The sequence below is a fragment of the Maritimibacter harenae genome, assembly GCF_009882975.1.
GTDB classification, from domain to species: domain Bacteria; phylum Pseudomonadota; class Alphaproteobacteria; order Rhodobacterales; family Rhodobacteraceae; genus Maritimibacter; species Maritimibacter harenae.
The window spans coordinates 501,528-517,221 of sequence record NZ_WTUX01000011.1; the positions used below are offsets into that span (position 1 = coordinate 501,528).

Sequence of the window (15,694 nt, forward strand, 5' to 3'; positions counted from 1 at the left end):
CACTATGCATGCGCGCACGGCCTTGACCACCCCAAGGCGTGCGGCCACTCTCCGCGCCATGTCATTTGCCTCCAAGATCACCCGCACACCACGCCCGTTCGAGCCCGACGCCGCCCAGGACGTGTCGGAGAGATTCTCCGACCTCGCCCCCGAGCTGGTCGAGGTGCTGTCGGGCACCGCCGGGTGTTCGCCCTATCTCAAGGGCCTGATGGAGACCGAGGAAGACTGGCTGCGCGCGGCGCTGACCGAGGCGCCCGACACGGCGATGGAGCGTGCGATGGAGGTGTCGGGCGACACGTCGTCCGAGCTGTCGGCATCCCTGAGGGCGGCCAAGCGGCGCGTGGCGCTCTACGCGGGGCTTGCCGACCTCGCCGGCGTCTTCGCGCTCGAGGATGTGACCGGGGCGCTCACGCGCTTCGCCGATCTTGCCACCGAGCGCGCGCTGACCTTCCAGGTGGCGCAGGAAATCCGGCGCGGCAAGCTGCCGGGGGCGACCGAGGACGACATCGCCTCCGCCGGGGGCGCGATGGCGCTCGCGATGGGCAAGATGGGGGCGGGGGAGCTCAATTACTCCTCCGACATCGACCTCATCATGCTGTTCGACGACAGCCGCTACGACGAGGACGATTTCCACGAGGCCCGGGCGAGCCTGATCCGCGCGGTGCGCCGCATGTCCGCGATGCTGTCGGAGAACACCGCCGACGGCTATGTCTTCCGCACCGACCTGCGCCTGCGCCCCGATCCGTCCGTGACCCCGGTCATCATCTCCATGGAGGCGGCCGAAAGGTACTATGAGAGCCTCGGGCGCACGTGGGAACGCGCGGCACATATCAAGGCGCGGCCCTGCGCGGGCGCGATCGAGGCGGGCTGGGCCTATCTCGACCGGCTGCGCCCCTTCGTCTACCGCAAGCACCTCGATTTCGCGGCCATCCAGGATGCCCACGACATGCGGCTCCGGATTCGCGAGCACAAGGGGCTGGGCGGGCCGATCACGCTGCCGGGGCACGACATGAAACTCGGGCGTGGCGGCATCCGCGAGATCGAGTTCTTCACCCAGACACGCCAGCTCATCGCGGGCGGGCGCGACCCGGACCTGCGCCTGCGCGGCACGGTCGAAGGCCTCACCGCACTGGCCGACAAGGACTGGGTTCCGCGCGACGTGGCCGACACGCTGATCGACCATTACCGCTTTCACCGGGAGGTCGAACACCGCGTCCAGATGGTGCGCGATGCCCAGACCCACCAGCTGCCCAATTCCCCGCAAGGTTTCGAGCGGCTGGCAGCGATGATGGACGAGGACCGCGACGCGCTGGAGAAGAAGCTCACCGACGCGCTGACCGAGGTTCACGACCTGACCGAGGGCTTCTTCGCCCCCGGCTCGAGCGACGAGGGCGGGGTGGAACTCGAGCAGGACGAGGCGGAGATCGTGGAGGGCTGGAAGGCCTATCCGGCGCTGCGCTCATCGCGGGCCGTGACGATCTTCGACCGGCTGAAGCCCGACCTGCTGGCGCGGCTGAAGGGCGCGGCCCGCCCGCGCGAGGCATTGATCAATTTCGACAAGTTCCTCAGGGGTTTGCCGGCGGGTGTTCAACTTTTCTCCTTGTTCGACGCGAACCCGCCGTTGGTCGACCTGATCGTCGACATCACCGCGACCGCTCCGGCCCTGTCGGTCTACCTCGGCCGGAATGCGCAGGTGCTCGACGCGGTGCTGGGTGGCGACTTCTTCACCGACTGGCCGGGCGAGGACGGGCTGATGGAGGACCTTGCAGAGACCCTGGAGGCGCTGCCCGATTACGAGACGCAGCTCGACGGGGCGCGGCGCTGGATGAAGGAATGGCATTTCCGCATCGGCGTGCACCTTCTGCGCGGCATCGTGTCCGCCGACGAGGCGGGGCGCGAATACGCAGACCTCGCCGACGCGGTGGTGCAGACGCTCTGGCCCATCGTGCTCGAGGAATTCGCGCGCAAGCACGGCGATCCGCCGGGCCGGGGTGCGGTACTGATCGGCATGGGCTCGCTCGGGGCGCATTCGGTGACGGCTGCTTCGGACCTCGACCTTATCGTGATCTACGATGCGCCCGGCGACGCGATGTCGGAGGGGCGCAAGCCCCTGGGTGCGCGCGCCTATTATTCGCGGCTGACGCAGGCGATGGTCACGGCGCTGTCGGCCCAGATGCCCGAGGGGCGGCTCTACGAGGTCGACATGCGCCTGCGCCCCTCCGGGCGGCAGGGGCCGGTGGCCACCTCGCTCACCGCCTTCGGCACCTACCAGCGTGAAGAAGCCTGGACCTGGGAACACCTGGCCCTGACGCGCGCGCGGCCCGTGGTGGGGGAAGACGCCATCGCGGCCGAGGTCGAGGCGATCCGCACCGAGGTGCTGGAGCGCACCCGCGACCCGGCGACGACCATCGCGGACGTGAACGACATGCGCGCGCGCATCGCCGAGGCGAAGGGCCAGCGCGGGCTGCTCGACCCCAAGATCGGCCCGGGCCGGTTGCAGGACATCGAGCTTGTCGCCCAATGCGCCGCGGTCCTGTCGCCCGAAACGCCGCGCGCGACGCTGGACCAGATCGCGGCGGGGCAGGACATCGGGTGGATTACGGCGGACGAGGCCGAGGCGCTGTCCACCGCCTACGGCACCTTCCGCCGGCTTCAGAGCGCGGCCAAGCTTCTGACCGACGAGACGCTGGACCTGGACGCGATCGGGCAGGGCGGGCGCGACTTCCTGTTCCGGACGATGAAGGTGGACGATGGCGAGGCGCTGCTCGAGACGGTCTCGGGCTGCGCCGAACGGGCCCAACGCGCGGTCGAGGCGATCCTCGCGCGCACGCCGGGGGAGGCTGCGGCATGAACGACAAGGATCTCGACCCGCGCGGTCTGATTTCAGAGGCCTACCGGATGGAGGACGTGACCGAGGCGGATTGCCGGGTCATCTTCCTCGACTGGGTCATGGGCGCGCGCGACCGGCGCATCGGCCCGCCCGAGATCGCGCGGCTTCTCGAATTGCACGCCGAAAGCGCGCCCGATCACCCGATGACCAAGGTGCTGCGGGAAGGGATGACCTCGATCTCCGTCGCACCCGGCCGCAAGGGCGGCTCGCGCGCCCGGCGTTAGCGCGGCAACGCGGCCGCCTCGGCCGCCAGCCGCTCGATGCCCGCCCAGTCGCCGGAGGCGACCATTTCCTTCGGTGCGACCCACGATCCGCCGGCGCAGACCACGTTGGGCAGCGACAGGTAGTCGCGCGCGTTCTTCGGGCTCACGCCGCCCGTGGGGCAGAACCGGATCAGGGGCAGGGGCGAGGACAGCGACTTGAGGAAGGACGCACCGCCCGCGGCCTCGGCCGGGAAGAACTTCTGCACGGTGTAGCCGCGTTCGAAAAGCCGCATCGCCTCGGATGCCGTGGCGGCCCCCGGCAGAAGCGGCAGGTCCGCCTCCTCGCAGGCGTCGAGCAACCGGTCGGTCGCGCCCGGCGATACGCCGAAGGTCGCGCCCGCGTCCTTCGCGCGCTTGACGTCCTCGGGGGTGAGGAGCGTTCCGGCCCCCACCACGCCGCCTTCGATCCTGGCCATCTCCGCGATCACCTCGAGCGCCGCATCGGTGCGCAGCGTCACTTCGAGCGCGGGAAGGCCACCGGCCACCAGCGCGGCGGCGAGCGGTCCGGCATGGGCCACGTCCTCGACCACGAGCACCGGGACGATGGGCGCGAGCTGGCAGATTTCGAGGGCCTTTTCGCTGGCTTCGGTCGGGGTCATGGCTTTCTCCTCACACGACGACGCCGGCGCCGTCCACGGCAAGACCGACATTCTGGCGGAACACGTCGAACAATTCGCGGCCCAGGCCCCGCGCGTTGGCGCTGAGGTCCATCGTGACGGGCGCACGGTCCTCGAAGCCTTCTTCGAGCACCGCGATGGTCCCGGCGGTCGCGTCAACGCGCACCCGGTCCCCGTCGCGCACCTTGGCGATCGGCCCGCCGTCGACGGCCTCGGGCGACACGTGGATCGCCGCGGGTACCTTGCCCGAGGCCCCGGACATGCGCCCGTCGGTCACAAGCGCCACCTTGAGCCCGCGATCCTGCAGCACGGCAAGCGTCGGGGTCAGGCCGTGAAGTTCCGGCATCCCGTTGGCCTTGGGCCCCTGGAAGCGGACGACGACCACCGTGTCCTCGGTGAATTCCCCGGCCTTGAAGGCGGCCTTCACGGCCTCCTGGTCGGTGAAGACCCGCGCGCGCGCCTCGATCACGTGGCGCTCGGGATCGACCGCGGAGACCTTGATCACCGCGTGCCCGAGGTTGCCGGTCAGCTGCGCCAGCCCGCCCGTCTTCTGGAACGGGTCCGAGGCGGGGCGCACGATCTTGTCGTTCAGGCTTTCGCGCGGCCCGGGTTCATAGACGACGCGGTCCCCGTCGATCTTCGGGTCGCGGGTGTACACGTCGAGCCCGCCACCGGCCACGGTACGGGTGTCGGGGTGCAGAAGCCCCTCCTCGAGGAGCGATCCGATCAGGAAGCCAAGCCCGCCCGCGGCATGGAAATGGTTCACGTCGGCGAGCCCGTTGGGATAGACGCGTGCCATCAGCGGCGTCACGGCCGAGATGTCCGCGAAGTCCTCCATCGTAAGCTCGACGCCGGCGGCGCGCGCCATTGCGGGCAGGTGGATGAGCAGGTTGGTCGAACCGCCGGTCGCCATCAGCCCCACCATGCCGTTCACGAAGGCCTTCTCGTCGAGCACGGCCGACACCGGGGTGAAGGCGTTGCCGAGCGCCGTGATCTCGGTCGCGCGGCGCGCGCCTTCCATCGTCAGCGCGTCGCGCAGCGGCGTGTTCGGGTTCACGAAGGAGGCACCGGGCAGGTGCAGCCCCATGAATTCCATCAGCATCTGGTTCGAGTTCGCCGTGCCGTAGAAGGTGCAGGTGCCGGGGCCGTGGTAGGCCTCCATTTCGGCCTTCATGAGCGCGTCGCGTCCCACTTCGCCCGCGGCGAACTTCTGGCGCACCTTGGCCTTCTCGTCGTTGGGCAGGCCCGAGGTCATGGGGCCGGCCGGCATGAAGATGCCGGGGATGTGCCCGAAGGTGGCCGCCGCGATCACGAGGCCCGGCACGATCTTGTCGCAGACGCCCAGGTAGAGCGCGGCGTCGAAGGTGTTGTGGCTCAGCGCCACGCCGGAGGCGAGCGCGATCACGTCGCGCGAGAAAAGGCTAAGCTCCATCCCCGTCTCGCCCTGGGTGACGCCGTCGCACATCGCGGGCACGCCACCGGCGACCTGCGCGGTCGCCCCCGCCGAGCGCGCGGCGCGCTTGATGAGGTCGGGGAAGCGCTCGAACGGCTGATGGGCCGAGAGCATGTCGTTGTAGGCGCTGACGATCCCGATGTTGGGCGCGTCCTTGGTGGAGAGCGCGTGCTGGTCGGGACCGGCCCCCGCATAGGCATGGGCCTGGCCCGAACAGCTCAGGTGGCCGCGCTTCGGCCCCTTGTCGATCTGGGCCTGGATGCCGTCGAGGTAGCGTTTGCGCCGGTCCTCGCTGCGCTTGATGATGCGCTCGGTGATGCGGTCGATCTCGGAATGGAGTGCCATGAGGGTACCTGTCGTGTCGCGCGGAAGGTGTCGGGCTTGCCTTTACCACGTTCGGTTAGCGCTAACAACCTGCCGTTCGCCGGCAAACGGTCGCACCTTCAACATAGGGTGAAATGCACGCGGGTGAAACGGTTCGGCCCGCCGGCGGTCTCAGGCGCGCGATTTGCCCCTTCCGGCGCATTCGCGGAGGGGGTAGGCACGGGGCATGACAGATACCCGCCCCGTGATCCGCCTGAAGCCCAAGGCCAACGCCCGCGCCATCCGCCACGGCGCGCCGTGGGTCTTTGACAACGAAATGGTGACCGACCGGCGCAGCCGCGCCATCGCGCCCGGCACCGTGGCCCGGCTCGAAGATGGCGACCGGAACCCGTTGGGCACGGTCGCGGTCAACCCGACGTCGCGCATCTTCGCGCGCATGCTCGACCGCGACCCGGAGGCCGAGATCGACCACGCCTGGCTCTCGGCGAAACTGCGCACCGCGCTCGATCATCGCGCACGGCTCTACGACGCGCCGTTCTACCGGCTGGTGCATGCCGAGGCGGACGGGCTGCCGGGCGTCGTGATCGACAGGTTCGGCGATGTTGCGGCGATCCAGCCCAACGCGGCCTGGGCCGAGGTGTTGTTCGACACGCTGGCCCTCTCCGTGGTCGAGGTCACGGGCGTCACGACGGTGGTCAAGAACGCCTCGGGCCGATCCCGCGCGCTCGAAGGTCTGGAGGAGGGTGTCGAGGTGACGCAGGGCGCGCTCGACGGCCCGGTGCCGGTGCCGATGAACGGGGCCACCTACATGGCCGACCTGCTGGGTGGGCAGAAGACGGGCCTGTTCTTCGACCAGCGCCCCAACCACGCCTTCGCTGCCGAGCTTTCGCGCGGGGGCCGGGTGCTCGACGTGTTCTCGCACGTTGGCGGCTTCGCCCTGGCCTGCCTGGCGGGCGGGGCGACGCATGCACTGTCGGTCGACGGATCGGCCCCCGCGCTGGATCTCGCACGCCAGGGGGCCGAGGCCGGCGGCATGGCCGACCGGTTCGAAGCCCGCCAGGGCGACGCCTTCGACACGCTCGCCGCCCTCGGCGAGGCAGGCGAGACCTTCGACGTGGTGATCTGCGATCCGCCCGCCTTCGCGCCCAACAAGCAGGCGCTCGAGGCCGGGCTGCGCGCCTACGAACGCATCGCGCGGCTGGCCGCCCCGCTGGTCGCGCCGGGCGGATACCTGGGGCTGTGCTCCTGTTCCCATGCCGCCGACCTCGACCGGTTCCGCCGCGCCTCGACCCGCGGGATCGGGCGCGCGGGCCGCGCGGGCCAGTTGATCCACACGGGTTTCGCGGGCCCCGACCATCCGCAGCACCCGGCGCTGGCCGAGAGCGGGTACCTCAAGGCGCTGTTCTACAGGCTGACGGCGTGAAGGTCCTGATCGACGCCTGCGTGCTCTACCCGACGGTGATGCGCGAAGTCGTCCTCGGGGTGGCGCGCGCGGGGCTTTTCGAGCCGCAATGGAGCCGCCGGATCCTCGAGGAATGGGCGCGTGCGGCCGCCAAGCTCGGCCCCGGGCAGGAGGCGCTGGCGCGGGGCGAAATCGCGCTGGTCGAGGAGACCTGGCCGCGCGCCTCGGTCGAGCCGCGCAAGGGCGACCTGTCGCGGCTCTACCTGCCGGACCCCGACGACGTCCACGTGCTGGCCGCCGCCATCGCGGGTTCGGCCGACATCCTGCTCACGCTCAACATGAAGGATTTTCCCCGCCAGATCGTGGGCGAGGAGGGGCTGGCGCTGGCGAGCCCCGATCCGTTCCTCACCGGCCTTTACGCCGAGGACCCGGAGGCGGTCATGCGCGTGGCGCGGATGGTACGCGGCGAGGCCGAGCGGCTTTCGGGCGAGGCCTGGCCGATCCGCCGGCTCATGAAGAAGGCGCGTCTGCCACGGCTGGGCAAGGCGCTGGAGGCGGCCGGGGTCTGAAGGCGCGCGCATTCGCGCGCACAGGTCTGGCGTCCCATCGGGCTGCGCCCGTCGGGACGCGGCCGGGGGCCAGCCCCCGGACCCCCGGCGTATTTTGGGAAAGATGAAAGGGCGGGTCAGCCCGACCACTTCGCCTCGTTCGTTTCGATCGCCTTGATGCGCTGGTCGGTCTTGGGGTGGCTGAGGAGCCAGGCCGGCTGGCCCGAGGCGCGGCTCCTGGTCAGCTCCTCGAGCTTGCCGAAGAGCGATTTCTGCGGGCCGGTTCCGATCCCCGACTTCATCAGGAGCGCGGTGGCGTAGGCGTCGGCCTCGTATTCGTCCGAACGCGACAGGCGCGCGGCGACCATCGAGGTGAGCACGCCCGCGATCATCTGGCCGATGCCGGGGATGATGCGCCCCAGGATCATGATGAGCGCCGTGCGCAGGGCGTTCTGGCCCGAGAAGTCGATCATCCGGCGTCGGGCGTGGCCCAGCGCCACGTGGCCCAGTTCATGCGCGATGACGCTGGCCAGTTCTTCGGCGCTGACGCGGCCCTGGCGATATTGCTCGTAGAAGCCACGGGTGATGAAGATCCGCCCGTCGGGGGAGGCCAGGCCGTTGACCTGGTCGATCTCGTAGATGTTCACCCGGATGCGCGGCAGGTCCAGCGCACCGGCCATCCGGTCCGTGAGCGCCTTGAGGCGCGCGTCGGCGAGCTCGGTCGACTTGGCGTCGAGCTCATGGCGCAGGCGCCAGGCCGAGAACCACCACAGGACGAAACCGTAGAGGAGCGCGATGAGGATCGGGGTGAACTTGAGCATGGCTTGATATGGTGTGTACGGGGGGCTTCGATCAAGAGGGATGGGGCCCGTGTCGCGACCATATGATCCGGGCGAGCACGACCGCGAGGACCAGGGCCGCGAGCAGGCCCACGATGTTGCCGGCGACCTCGGCGATCTGGGCAATGTAGCCGGAGAAGGCGTAACCCAGCCCGACGTAGATCGAGACCCAGACGATTTCGCCGGTCACGCTCCAGAAGGTGAAGGTGGCGCGGTGGGCGCGGGCGGCCCCGAAAAGCAGGTTCACGTAAGGGCCCAACGGGCTAACCAGCCAGCGCGAGAAGAAGACGCCGGGCGCGCCCCAGCGGATCGAGAAGCGGCGGGCCCGCGCGATGAGCCGGGCGCGGGCGCGTGAGCTGGCTTCGATCCGGTCGATGAGCCCGGCCCCCCGTGCCCCGATCGCGTAGCCCGCCTGGTCGCCGGTCACCGCGCCCAGAAGGCAGGCGGCATAGGTCGGCCCCACGTCGAGGTCGCCGCCCGCCGCGAAGGCGCCGCCGGCCAGCATGATGAGCGAGGCGGGGATCGGCATCGCGATGCAGGACAGGAAGGTGGCGATCCCGAGGGTCAGGACACCGTAGGCCGGAACCAGTTCCAGGAAGAGCGCGCTCATGGCTGCGCCTCGATCCATGCGGAAAGGTCGCGCTCGAGGGCGTCCGCGAGGGTTGCCGCCGGTTGGCCGCGTTCCGCCGCGAGCTCGGCGATGGTGGTGCGCCGTCCGTCGCCGGGGTCGAGCCCCAGCGCGTCCTGCACGACCTCGGGCGGCACCTGCCAGCTGCGCGCCACGTAGCGCGGGGTCATCCAGCCGGCCACCTCGGGGGCATGGGCGAAACGCTGGTCCCAGCCCATCGCGTCGCGCGCCGTGCGGGCGGCGAAGATCAGGGCGGCGAGGAGCGCGAGTACGAAGAGCGTGGAGAGCACCGGGTGCCGCCTGAAACCGGCGCGCAGGTGGCTCATCTCACGAGCTCGCGCATGCCGCGGTCGATGCCCTCGAGCGTCATCGGCACCATGCGCCCTTCGAAAAGCTCGTCGATCATCTGGATCGACTGGGTGTAGCGCCAGTGGCTTTCGCGCAGCGGGTTGATCCAGAGGTTGTCGGGCCACTGGTCGCGGGCGCGCTGCAGCCAGGTCGCGCCGGATTCGGGATTCCAGTGCTCGTTCGCGCCGCCGGGCATGGCGATCTCGTAGGGCGACATGGAGGCGTCGCCCACGAAGATGCACTTGTAGTCGGAGCCGTAGGTGTGGAGCACGTCCCAGGTCGGCGTCTGCTCGGACCAGCGCCGGCGGTTGTCGCGCCAGACGCCTTCGTAGAGGCAGTTGTGGAAGTAGTAGTATTCCAGGTGCTTGAATTCGGCCCGCGCGGCCGAGAACAGCTCTTCCACCACCTTGATGTGCGGGTCCATCGAGCCGCCCACGTCGAGAAACAGGAGCACCTTCACCGCGTTGCGCCGTTCGGGCCGGGTCTTCACGTCGAGGTAGCCGTGTTCGGCGGTGGAGCGGATCGTGTTGTCGAGGTCGAGCTCTTCGTGCGCCCCGTCGCGCGCCCAGTTGCGCAGGCGTTTGAGGGCCACCTTGATGTTGCGCGTCCCCAGTTCGACCGAGTCGTCGAGGTTCTTGAATTCGCGCTTGTCCCAGACCTTCACCGCGCGCTGGTGGCGGCTTTCCTTCTGGCCGATGCGCACGCCCTCGGGGTTGTAGCCGTAGGCGCCGAACGGCGAAGTGCCGGCGGTGCCGACCCACTTGGAGCCGCCCTGGTGGCGCTCGGTCTGTTCCTCGAGCCGTTCCTTCAGCGTTTCCATCAGCTTGTCGAAACCGCCCAGCGCCTCGATCTCGGCCTTTTCCTCTTCGCTGAGGTGCTTCTCGGCCATCTTCTCCAGCCAGTCGCCGGGGATGTCGACGGCCTCGAGCACCTGGTCGAAGGTGATCGCCTCGAGCCCTTCGAAGGTCTGCGCGAAGGCCCGGTCGAACTTGTCGAGGTTGCGTTCGTCCTTCACCATCGCGGCGCGCGCGAGGTAGTAGAAGGCTTCCACGTCATAGGTGGCCAGTCCCGCCTTCATGCCCTCGAGGAAGGTGAGGTATTCACGCAGGCTGACCGGCACCTTGTTGGCGCGCAGCGTTTCGAAGAAGGGGATGAACACGGGGAGGAACGCTCCTGTTACAGGCCTCGGCTGAGGAAGACGGTAACAAAGAGGCCGAGGATTGCAAAAGCCAACCCGTAGGCCGTCGCGTATTGCGCGAGGTCGAGCCGCTGGCCGCCGCGCTTGCGCGCCTGGTAGGCCCCCAGAAGGGCTCCGAAGATGGCGAAGGCTATGACGATCATGCATCCTCCCGGGGCTGGGCCGCCCCGGTCGGGGTCAGCTTCGGTTGACCGGCGAAATGGCGGCGATTTCCATGAGCCGCGCCCCCACCTCGTCGTCGGAACCGAAGCCATATCGCGCCCAGCCCAGACTGTCGAGACGGACGAGCTGCGCTTCAGCGTCGCGCCCGAGGAGCGCCAGCGCCTCGGCCTTGATCATCAGAAGCGTGGCGAGGAGGGCGGCGTTCTGCGCCGATTGCACGGCGGCCAGATGCTTGTCCACGATGGCCATCGCCCGTTCTCCGCGGCCCAGCGACAGCGCGTGGGCCGCCAGCTGCACGCCCATGTGCGCGGCCTGGAGCCGCGTGTCGGGCAGGCTGTCGTAGATCGCCTCGGCCTCGCGGAACGCCGCGAGCGCGAGGTCTGAGTTGATGCCAAGGTTCAGCCGGCCCAGCGCGAAGAGCGAGAAGGCGAGGCGGGTGTCGTGCCAGCCGTTGGCGCGCGCCATGTCGACGGCGCGGGTGGCGGCGGCGCGGCGCACCGACGTGGGGCTCCCGCCTGCCAGCGCGGTCTCGATCGCGTCCTTCCAGGCGCGGGGCGAGGGCGCGCGGTCGGTGGGCGTGCCGGTCCCCCCGGCCGGGTTGAGCCGGGCCAGCACTTCGGGCAGGCGCGCGGCGACCGTTTCGCGGCTCATGCCCGAATGCAGCTCGGGCGCGTAGACGGCGCGCAGGATCAGCATGTCGAAGCCGGTCAGAACGGTGTGGAAGTTGTCGTCGTTGAAGACGCTGTCGGAGAGCCGGTAGAGGTCGTTCACCGGGCCCAGCGCCTGGGCCACCTCCTCATGCAGGCAATCGCGCATCTCCTGGGGCGCCACGTCGCCCGGGATGAAGACGGCCATGCGGCGGCGCGTGGTGAGCTGGGTCCAGTCGGTTTCTGGCCGATTGCGCTTGGCGCGGTACTCCGACCAGCCCGACACGTTGGGCGCGACGAAGCAGGCGGCCCCCGGAACCAGGGCCTGCAAGCTGCGCTTCGGGACCACTTCGAGCGTGATGGAGGCGGGCTGACGGCCGGCGACGCGGCTGATGTCGATCTGCGCCTCCTCGCGCAGGCGCGCCAGCAGGCGGTCGAGCTCGGCGTCGAGCAGTTGGGGGCGCGCACCCACCACGCGCACCGATACCGGCCCCTCGAAGCGTGACAGGACGGGCAGGGACCGGCCGCTTTCCAGTTCGAACACGAGGTCGAGGAAATCCGTGGCGATCTGCCCGTTGGGCCGCTCCGGCGCGGGGCGGGCAGCGGCGTGGAAGGCCTTCATCGGCGGCAGGTCCGTCGGCATGTTGAACTGGCGCGCGGCCACCTCGAGCGGTGCGCCCGGGGCGGGCGACTGCAACGCGCCGGTGCAGCCGGCCAAGACCAGCGCCGCCCCGACGACGGTCCCCACGATCACCCTGTGTCCGATCATTCGCCTACCCCCGCTGATACTTGATGAACGGCGTCACTTCGCCGATCCGATCGTAAAGAAGCCTGGCCCGGGCGTTGTTGTCCGTCGTCATCCAGTAGACCGAGGGCGTCCCGTTGCGATCGGCGGCGGCATAGACCGCCTCGATCAACGCCCGTCCCACGCCGCGCCCGCGCATGGCAGGGTCGGCATAGAGGTCCTGCAGGTAGCAGACATCCTCGATGCGCCAGTTGTGCCGGTGATAGAGGAAGTGGACCAGTCCCACGAGGCGCCCGTCGGCCTCGGCGATCAGGGCATGCTGTGGTTCATCGTCGGAGAGCAGCCGGGCGAAGGTGGTGGCATACACCTCTTCCGACACCGCGCTCTCGTAGAACCGCAGGTAATCTGACCAGAGGCTGCGCCACTGGGGCTCGTCCGCACGCGTCAACGATCGGACGGCGAATGTCGTATTGTCTCCCAACACAATACACGCACACCGTTCTGCGCCCCCCCAGGCCCTTCAAGGAGTAGGGCATGGGGATGGATTCTCCAAAGCGGAAAGTGGCGAAATTGGGGCGGAAAACGGGTTGTCGCGTGGCGCGAAACAGTGGTGTCTCAAGATATTGGGGCGCTTTCGCGCCCTTTCCACAACACGCGGACGCGAAAATCGGGCGCCAATGTGGCGTGGCCTTCCCGAATCGAAAACGCCCGCACCGGGGCGCGGGCGTCGTCGAAGTGGCGCGGTCAGGGCCGGCTCAGCGCCCCTCGCGGCGGGCGAGGAAGGCCAGGCGCTCGAACAGGTGCACGTCCTGCTCGTTCTTGAGAAGCGCGCCGTGGAGCTTGGGAAGCGCCGTCGCCCCGTCGCGCTGGAGATCTTCGGGCGACATGTCCTCGGCCAAGAGCAGCTTGAGCCAGTCGAGCACTTCGGACGTCGAGGGCTTCTTCTTCAGCCCCGCCTGTTCGCGGATCTCGTAGAACTGCGTGAGCGCGGTGGTCAGGAGCTGTTCCTTGATGCCCGGGTGGTGGACCTCGACGATCTCGCGCATCGTGTCCATGTCGGGGAATTTGATATAATGGAAGAAACAGCGGCGCAGGAAGGCGTCCGGCAGTTCCTTTTCATTGTTCGAGGTGATGATGACCACGGGGCGGTTCTTGGCCCGGATCGTCTCGCCGGTCTCGTAGACGTGGAACTCCATCTTGTCGAGCTCCTGGAGCAGGTCGTTGGGGAACTCGATGTCCGCCTTGTCGACCTCGTCGATCAGGAGCACGACTTTCTCCTCGGCCTCGAAGGCCTGCCAGAGCTTGCCCTTCTTGATGTAGTTGGCCACGTCGTGCACGCGCTCGTCGCCCAGCTGGCTGTCGCGCAGGCGGCTGACGGCGTCGTATTCGTAAAGGCCCTGCTGGGCGCGGGTGGTGGACTTGATGTTCCACTCGATCATCGGCAGGCCCAGCGAGGCGGCGACCTGCTTGGCAAGCTCGGTCTTGCCCGTGCCCGGTTCGCCCTTCACCAGCAGCGGACGCTCCAGCGCGACCGCCGCGTTCACGGCGATGGCGAGGTCCTCGGTGGCGACGTAATCCTTGGTGCTTTCAAAACGCATGGTTCTCTCCGGCAGCTTCGCCTACCTGCTATCCGGGCGGGGCGGGGACATGCAAGCCGGTTGCGCGCGAACGTGACGGCACGGGGGCGAGTCGCGCATCCTCCCGTGGTCCGGATCGTCCATTTCGCGGGCCCGGCAACGCGGGCGCAGACCACGGTCCTGCCGTCCGAACGGGCGTTTTAGCCACACACGGGCAAATTCCTGCCACGATCCGAGGCGCTTAGGCCGAAACGTGAACAACGCCATTGGTTTGTGTAGTGACATCGTCCCGACGCTGGGATACACGGCACGCAGGAGACCGCGAGATGGTAAACAGTTCTGATAATATCGAGGCCTCCGGGGTTGAAGAGGAGAGTGGGATGAAGGCGGAAACCTTCCTGCCGGACGATTACAAGCCGGCTGAAGACGAACCTTTCATGAATGAACGGCAACTGGAATACTTCCGCGTCAAGCTGTTGAACTGGAAAGCCGAACTTCTGGGCGACAGCAAGAACACGATCGAAGGTCTCCAGGACAGCACCCGCAACATACCCGACATCGCCGACCGTGCATCCGAGGAAACCGACAGGGCCCTCGAACTGCGCACCCGTGACCGCCAACGCAAGCTCGTCGCCAAGATCGACGCTGCGCTGCGCCGGATCGAGGAAGGCGAATACGGCTATTGCGAGGAGACCGGGGAACCGATCTCGCTCAAGCGGCTGGATGCCCGCCCGATCGCGACGTTGAGCCTTGAGGCTCAGGAACGTCACGAGCGGCGTGAAAAGGTTCATCGCGACGATTGAACGCCCGCGATGGGAGGAGGAGTTGAACCGGCACCGTGGCGGCAACGCCCCGGTGCCTTTTTTGTGGAGTTTCCATGCTGATCGGGCAGTCGATTTGCGTTCTGGGCGCCGGTGTCGGCGGGCTCGCCACTGCCTGTGCGCTCGCGATGCGCGGTGCACGGGTGCGTGTTCTGGAGCAGGCCGACGCGGTGCGCGAGGTGGGCGCGGGAATCCAGGTCAGCCCCAACGGGTTGCGCGTGCTCGACGCGATCGGGGCCGGTGACGCGCTGCGTGCCATGAGCCCGCGCTCGCGCGCCGTGCACCTGATCGACGGCCTGTCCGACCGCAGCGTCCTGCGCATGGATCTCGCCGGCCTTCGCCCGCGCCAGGAATTCCTCCTGGTTCACCGCGCCGACATCATCTCCGTGCTGCTCGAGCGCGCGCAGGAGCTGGGCGTCGTGGTCGAGACGGGCGTCCATGTCACCGACATCACGCTTGGCGATACGCATGCGACCCTGGCGATCGAGGGGCAGGCGGATCGGGACGTGCCCTTCCTCGTCGGCGCCGACGGGCTCCATTCCCGCCTGCGCCACGTGCTGAACGGCAAACGCACGCCCTTCTTCACCGGACAGGTCGCCTGGCGCGCGATCGTGCCTGCCACGGGCGACGAGCCGGTCGAGGCGCGCGTTTTCATGGGGCCGGGCCGCCATCTTGTCACCTATCCGCTGCGCGACCGTAGCCAGGTCAACATCGTCGCGGTCGAAGAGCGCGGCGGCTGGGCCGAGGAGGGGTGGCACCACGAGGACGACCCGGCCAACCTGCGCCGCGCCTTCGCGGGTTTCGCCCCGACGACGCGCGCGCATCTCGACCGGGTCGACCGGGTGAACATTTGGGGGCTCTTCCGCCACGCGGTCGCCGACCAGTGGCACAAGGGTCCGGCGGTCATGCTGGGGGACGCGGCGCACCCGACGCTGCCCTTCATGGCCCAGGGCGCGGTCATGGCGCTGGAAGACGCCTGGGTGCTGGGCGACAGCCTGGCCTTGGCCGGGCTCGACGAGGGCCCGGCACTCTTCCAGGCCCGCCGCCGCCACCGCGCCGCGCGGGTGATCGAGGCGGCCAATGCGAACGCCCGCAACTACCACTACGCCAACCCGCTTTTGCGGTTCGTGGGTCACGGCGCGCTCAGGCTCGCCGGCCGCGTCTCGCCGGAGACCGTGCTCGGGCGCTACGACTGGATCTACGACGAGGACGTGACGGCCTCCTGACGCCCC

The 15,694-nt window shown here is 68.9% G+C and carries 16 protein-coding genes; 6 read left to right on the forward strand and 10 right to left on the reverse strand.

From position 1 onward, the window contains the following. Positions 1–58: 58 nt before the first annotated feature. Together GQE99_RS09165 and GQE99_RS09170 are read left to right on the forward strand one after the other, a co-directional pair. Positions 59–2,851, forward strand: a complete 2,793-nt coding sequence (locus tag GQE99_RS09165) for a [protein-PII] uridylyltransferase family protein (RefSeq protein ID WP_202530631.1) — start codon at positions 59–61, stop codon at positions 2,849–2,851. Then, positions 2,848–3,114, forward strand: a complete 267-nt coding sequence (locus GQE99_RS09170; protein ID WP_161351287.1) for a hypothetical protein — start codon at positions 2,848–2,850, stop codon at positions 3,112–3,114. The genes GQE99_RS09165 and GQE99_RS09170 overlap by 4 nt, the downstream gene beginning before the upstream one ends. Here GQE99_RS09170 and eda read toward each other — a convergent pair. Then, positions 3,111–3,752, reverse strand: a complete 642-nt coding sequence (gene eda / locus GQE99_RS09175; RefSeq protein ID WP_161351288.1) for a bifunctional 4-hydroxy-2-oxoglutarate aldolase/2-dehydro-3-deoxy-phosphogluconate aldolase — start codon at positions 3,750–3,752, stop codon at positions 3,111–3,113. The two genes, GQE99_RS09170 and eda, sit on opposite strands and share 4 nt — an antisense overlap. A gap of 10 nt (positions 3,753–3,762) precedes the next feature. Then, positions 3,763–5,568: a phosphogluconate dehydratase gene (gene edd / locus GQE99_RS09180; RefSeq protein WP_161351289.1), complete on the reverse strand. Its 1,806-nt coding sequence runs from the start codon at positions 5,566–5,568 to the stop codon at positions 3,763–3,765. Positions 5,569–5,773: 205 nt separating this feature from the next. Between edd and GQE99_RS09185 the strand changes: the two genes are divergently transcribed. Together GQE99_RS09185 and GQE99_RS09190 are read left to right on the forward strand one after the other, a co-directional pair. After that, positions 5,774–6,970: an RSP_2647 family RNA methyltransferase gene (locus GQE99_RS09185; protein WP_161351290.1), complete on the forward strand. Its 1,197-nt coding sequence runs from the start codon at positions 5,774–5,776 to the stop codon at positions 6,968–6,970. Continuing rightward, entirely contained in the window at positions 6,967–7,518 is a 552-nt protein-coding gene (locus GQE99_RS09190; RefSeq protein WP_161351291.1) for an RSP_2648 family PIN domain-containing protein, read from the forward strand. Before GQE99_RS09185 ends, GQE99_RS09190 begins: the two co-directional genes overlap by 4 nt. A 116-nt stretch (positions 7,519–7,634) precedes the next feature. Here GQE99_RS09190 and GQE99_RS09195 read toward each other — a convergent pair whose 3' ends face one another. The 8 genes from GQE99_RS09195 to GQE99_RS09225 all read right to left on the reverse strand — a co-directional run bounded on the left by GQE99_RS09195 (position 7,635) and on the right by GQE99_RS09225 (position 13,662). Beyond that, positions 7,635–8,318: a M48 family metallopeptidase gene (locus GQE99_RS09195; RefSeq protein ID WP_161351292.1), complete on the reverse strand. Its 684-nt coding sequence runs from the start codon at positions 8,316–8,318 to the stop codon at positions 7,635–7,637. 31 nt (positions 8,319–8,349) lie between these two features. Then, positions 8,350–8,946 (reverse strand): DedA family protein, encoded by a 597-nt coding sequence (locus GQE99_RS09200; RefSeq protein WP_161351293.1) that lies wholly within the window; start codon positions 8,944–8,946, stop codon positions 8,350–8,352. Further along, a complete protein-coding gene (locus GQE99_RS09205; protein WP_161351294.1) occupies positions 8,943–9,290 on the reverse strand; it encodes a hypothetical protein in 348 nt (115 codons plus the stop codon). Before GQE99_RS09205 ends, GQE99_RS09200 begins: the two co-directional genes overlap by 4 nt. Further along, a complete protein-coding gene (locus GQE99_RS09210) occupies positions 9,287–10,471 on the reverse strand; it encodes a vWA domain-containing protein (protein WP_161351295.1) in 1,185 nt (394 codons plus the stop codon). Before GQE99_RS09210 ends, GQE99_RS09205 begins: the two co-directional genes overlap by 4 nt. A gap of 17 nt (positions 10,472–10,488) precedes the next feature. Next, positions 10,489–10,653: a hypothetical protein gene (locus GQE99_RS21265; RefSeq protein ID WP_202530633.1), complete on the reverse strand. Its 165-nt coding sequence runs from the start codon at positions 10,651–10,653 to the stop codon at positions 10,489–10,491. A gap of 34 nt (positions 10,654–10,687) precedes the next feature. Then, a complete protein-coding gene (locus GQE99_RS09215; protein ID WP_235917163.1) occupies positions 10,688–12,088 on the reverse strand; it encodes a DUF2927 domain-containing protein in 1,401 nt (466 codons plus the stop codon). A 4-nt stretch (positions 12,089–12,092) separates the two neighbouring features. Beyond that, the gene (locus GQE99_RS09220) at positions 12,093–12,512 is read right to left on the reverse strand and encodes a GNAT family N-acetyltransferase (RefSeq protein ID WP_235917164.1); all 420 of its coding nucleotides are present in this window, start codon (positions 12,510–12,512) and stop codon (positions 12,093–12,095) included. A 307-nt stretch (positions 12,513–12,819) separates the two neighbouring features. Next, the gene (locus tag GQE99_RS09225; RefSeq protein ID WP_161351297.1) at positions 12,820–13,662 is read right to left on the reverse strand and encodes an AAA family ATPase; all 843 of its coding nucleotides are present in this window, start codon (positions 13,660–13,662) and stop codon (positions 12,820–12,822) included. Positions 13,663–14,021: 359 nt separating this feature from the next. On the opposite strand from GQE99_RS09225, the gene dksA reads away from it, so the two are divergent. Both dksA and GQE99_RS09235 read left to right on the forward strand, forming a co-directional pair. Beyond that, complete coding sequence (gene dksA, locus GQE99_RS09230) at positions 14,022–14,444, forward strand: RNA polymerase-binding protein DksA (RefSeq protein WP_161351298.1); 423 nt, start codon at positions 14,022–14,024, stop codon at positions 14,442–14,444. Positions 14,445–14,518: 74 nt separating this feature from the next. Then, positions 14,519–15,688 carry an FAD-dependent monooxygenase gene (locus tag GQE99_RS09235; RefSeq protein WP_161351299.1) on the forward strand — a complete coding sequence of 390 codons (1,170 nt, stop codon included), beginning with the start codon at positions 14,519–14,521 and terminating at the stop codon, positions 15,686–15,688. The last annotated feature ends 6 nt before the right edge of the window (positions 15,689–15,694 follow it).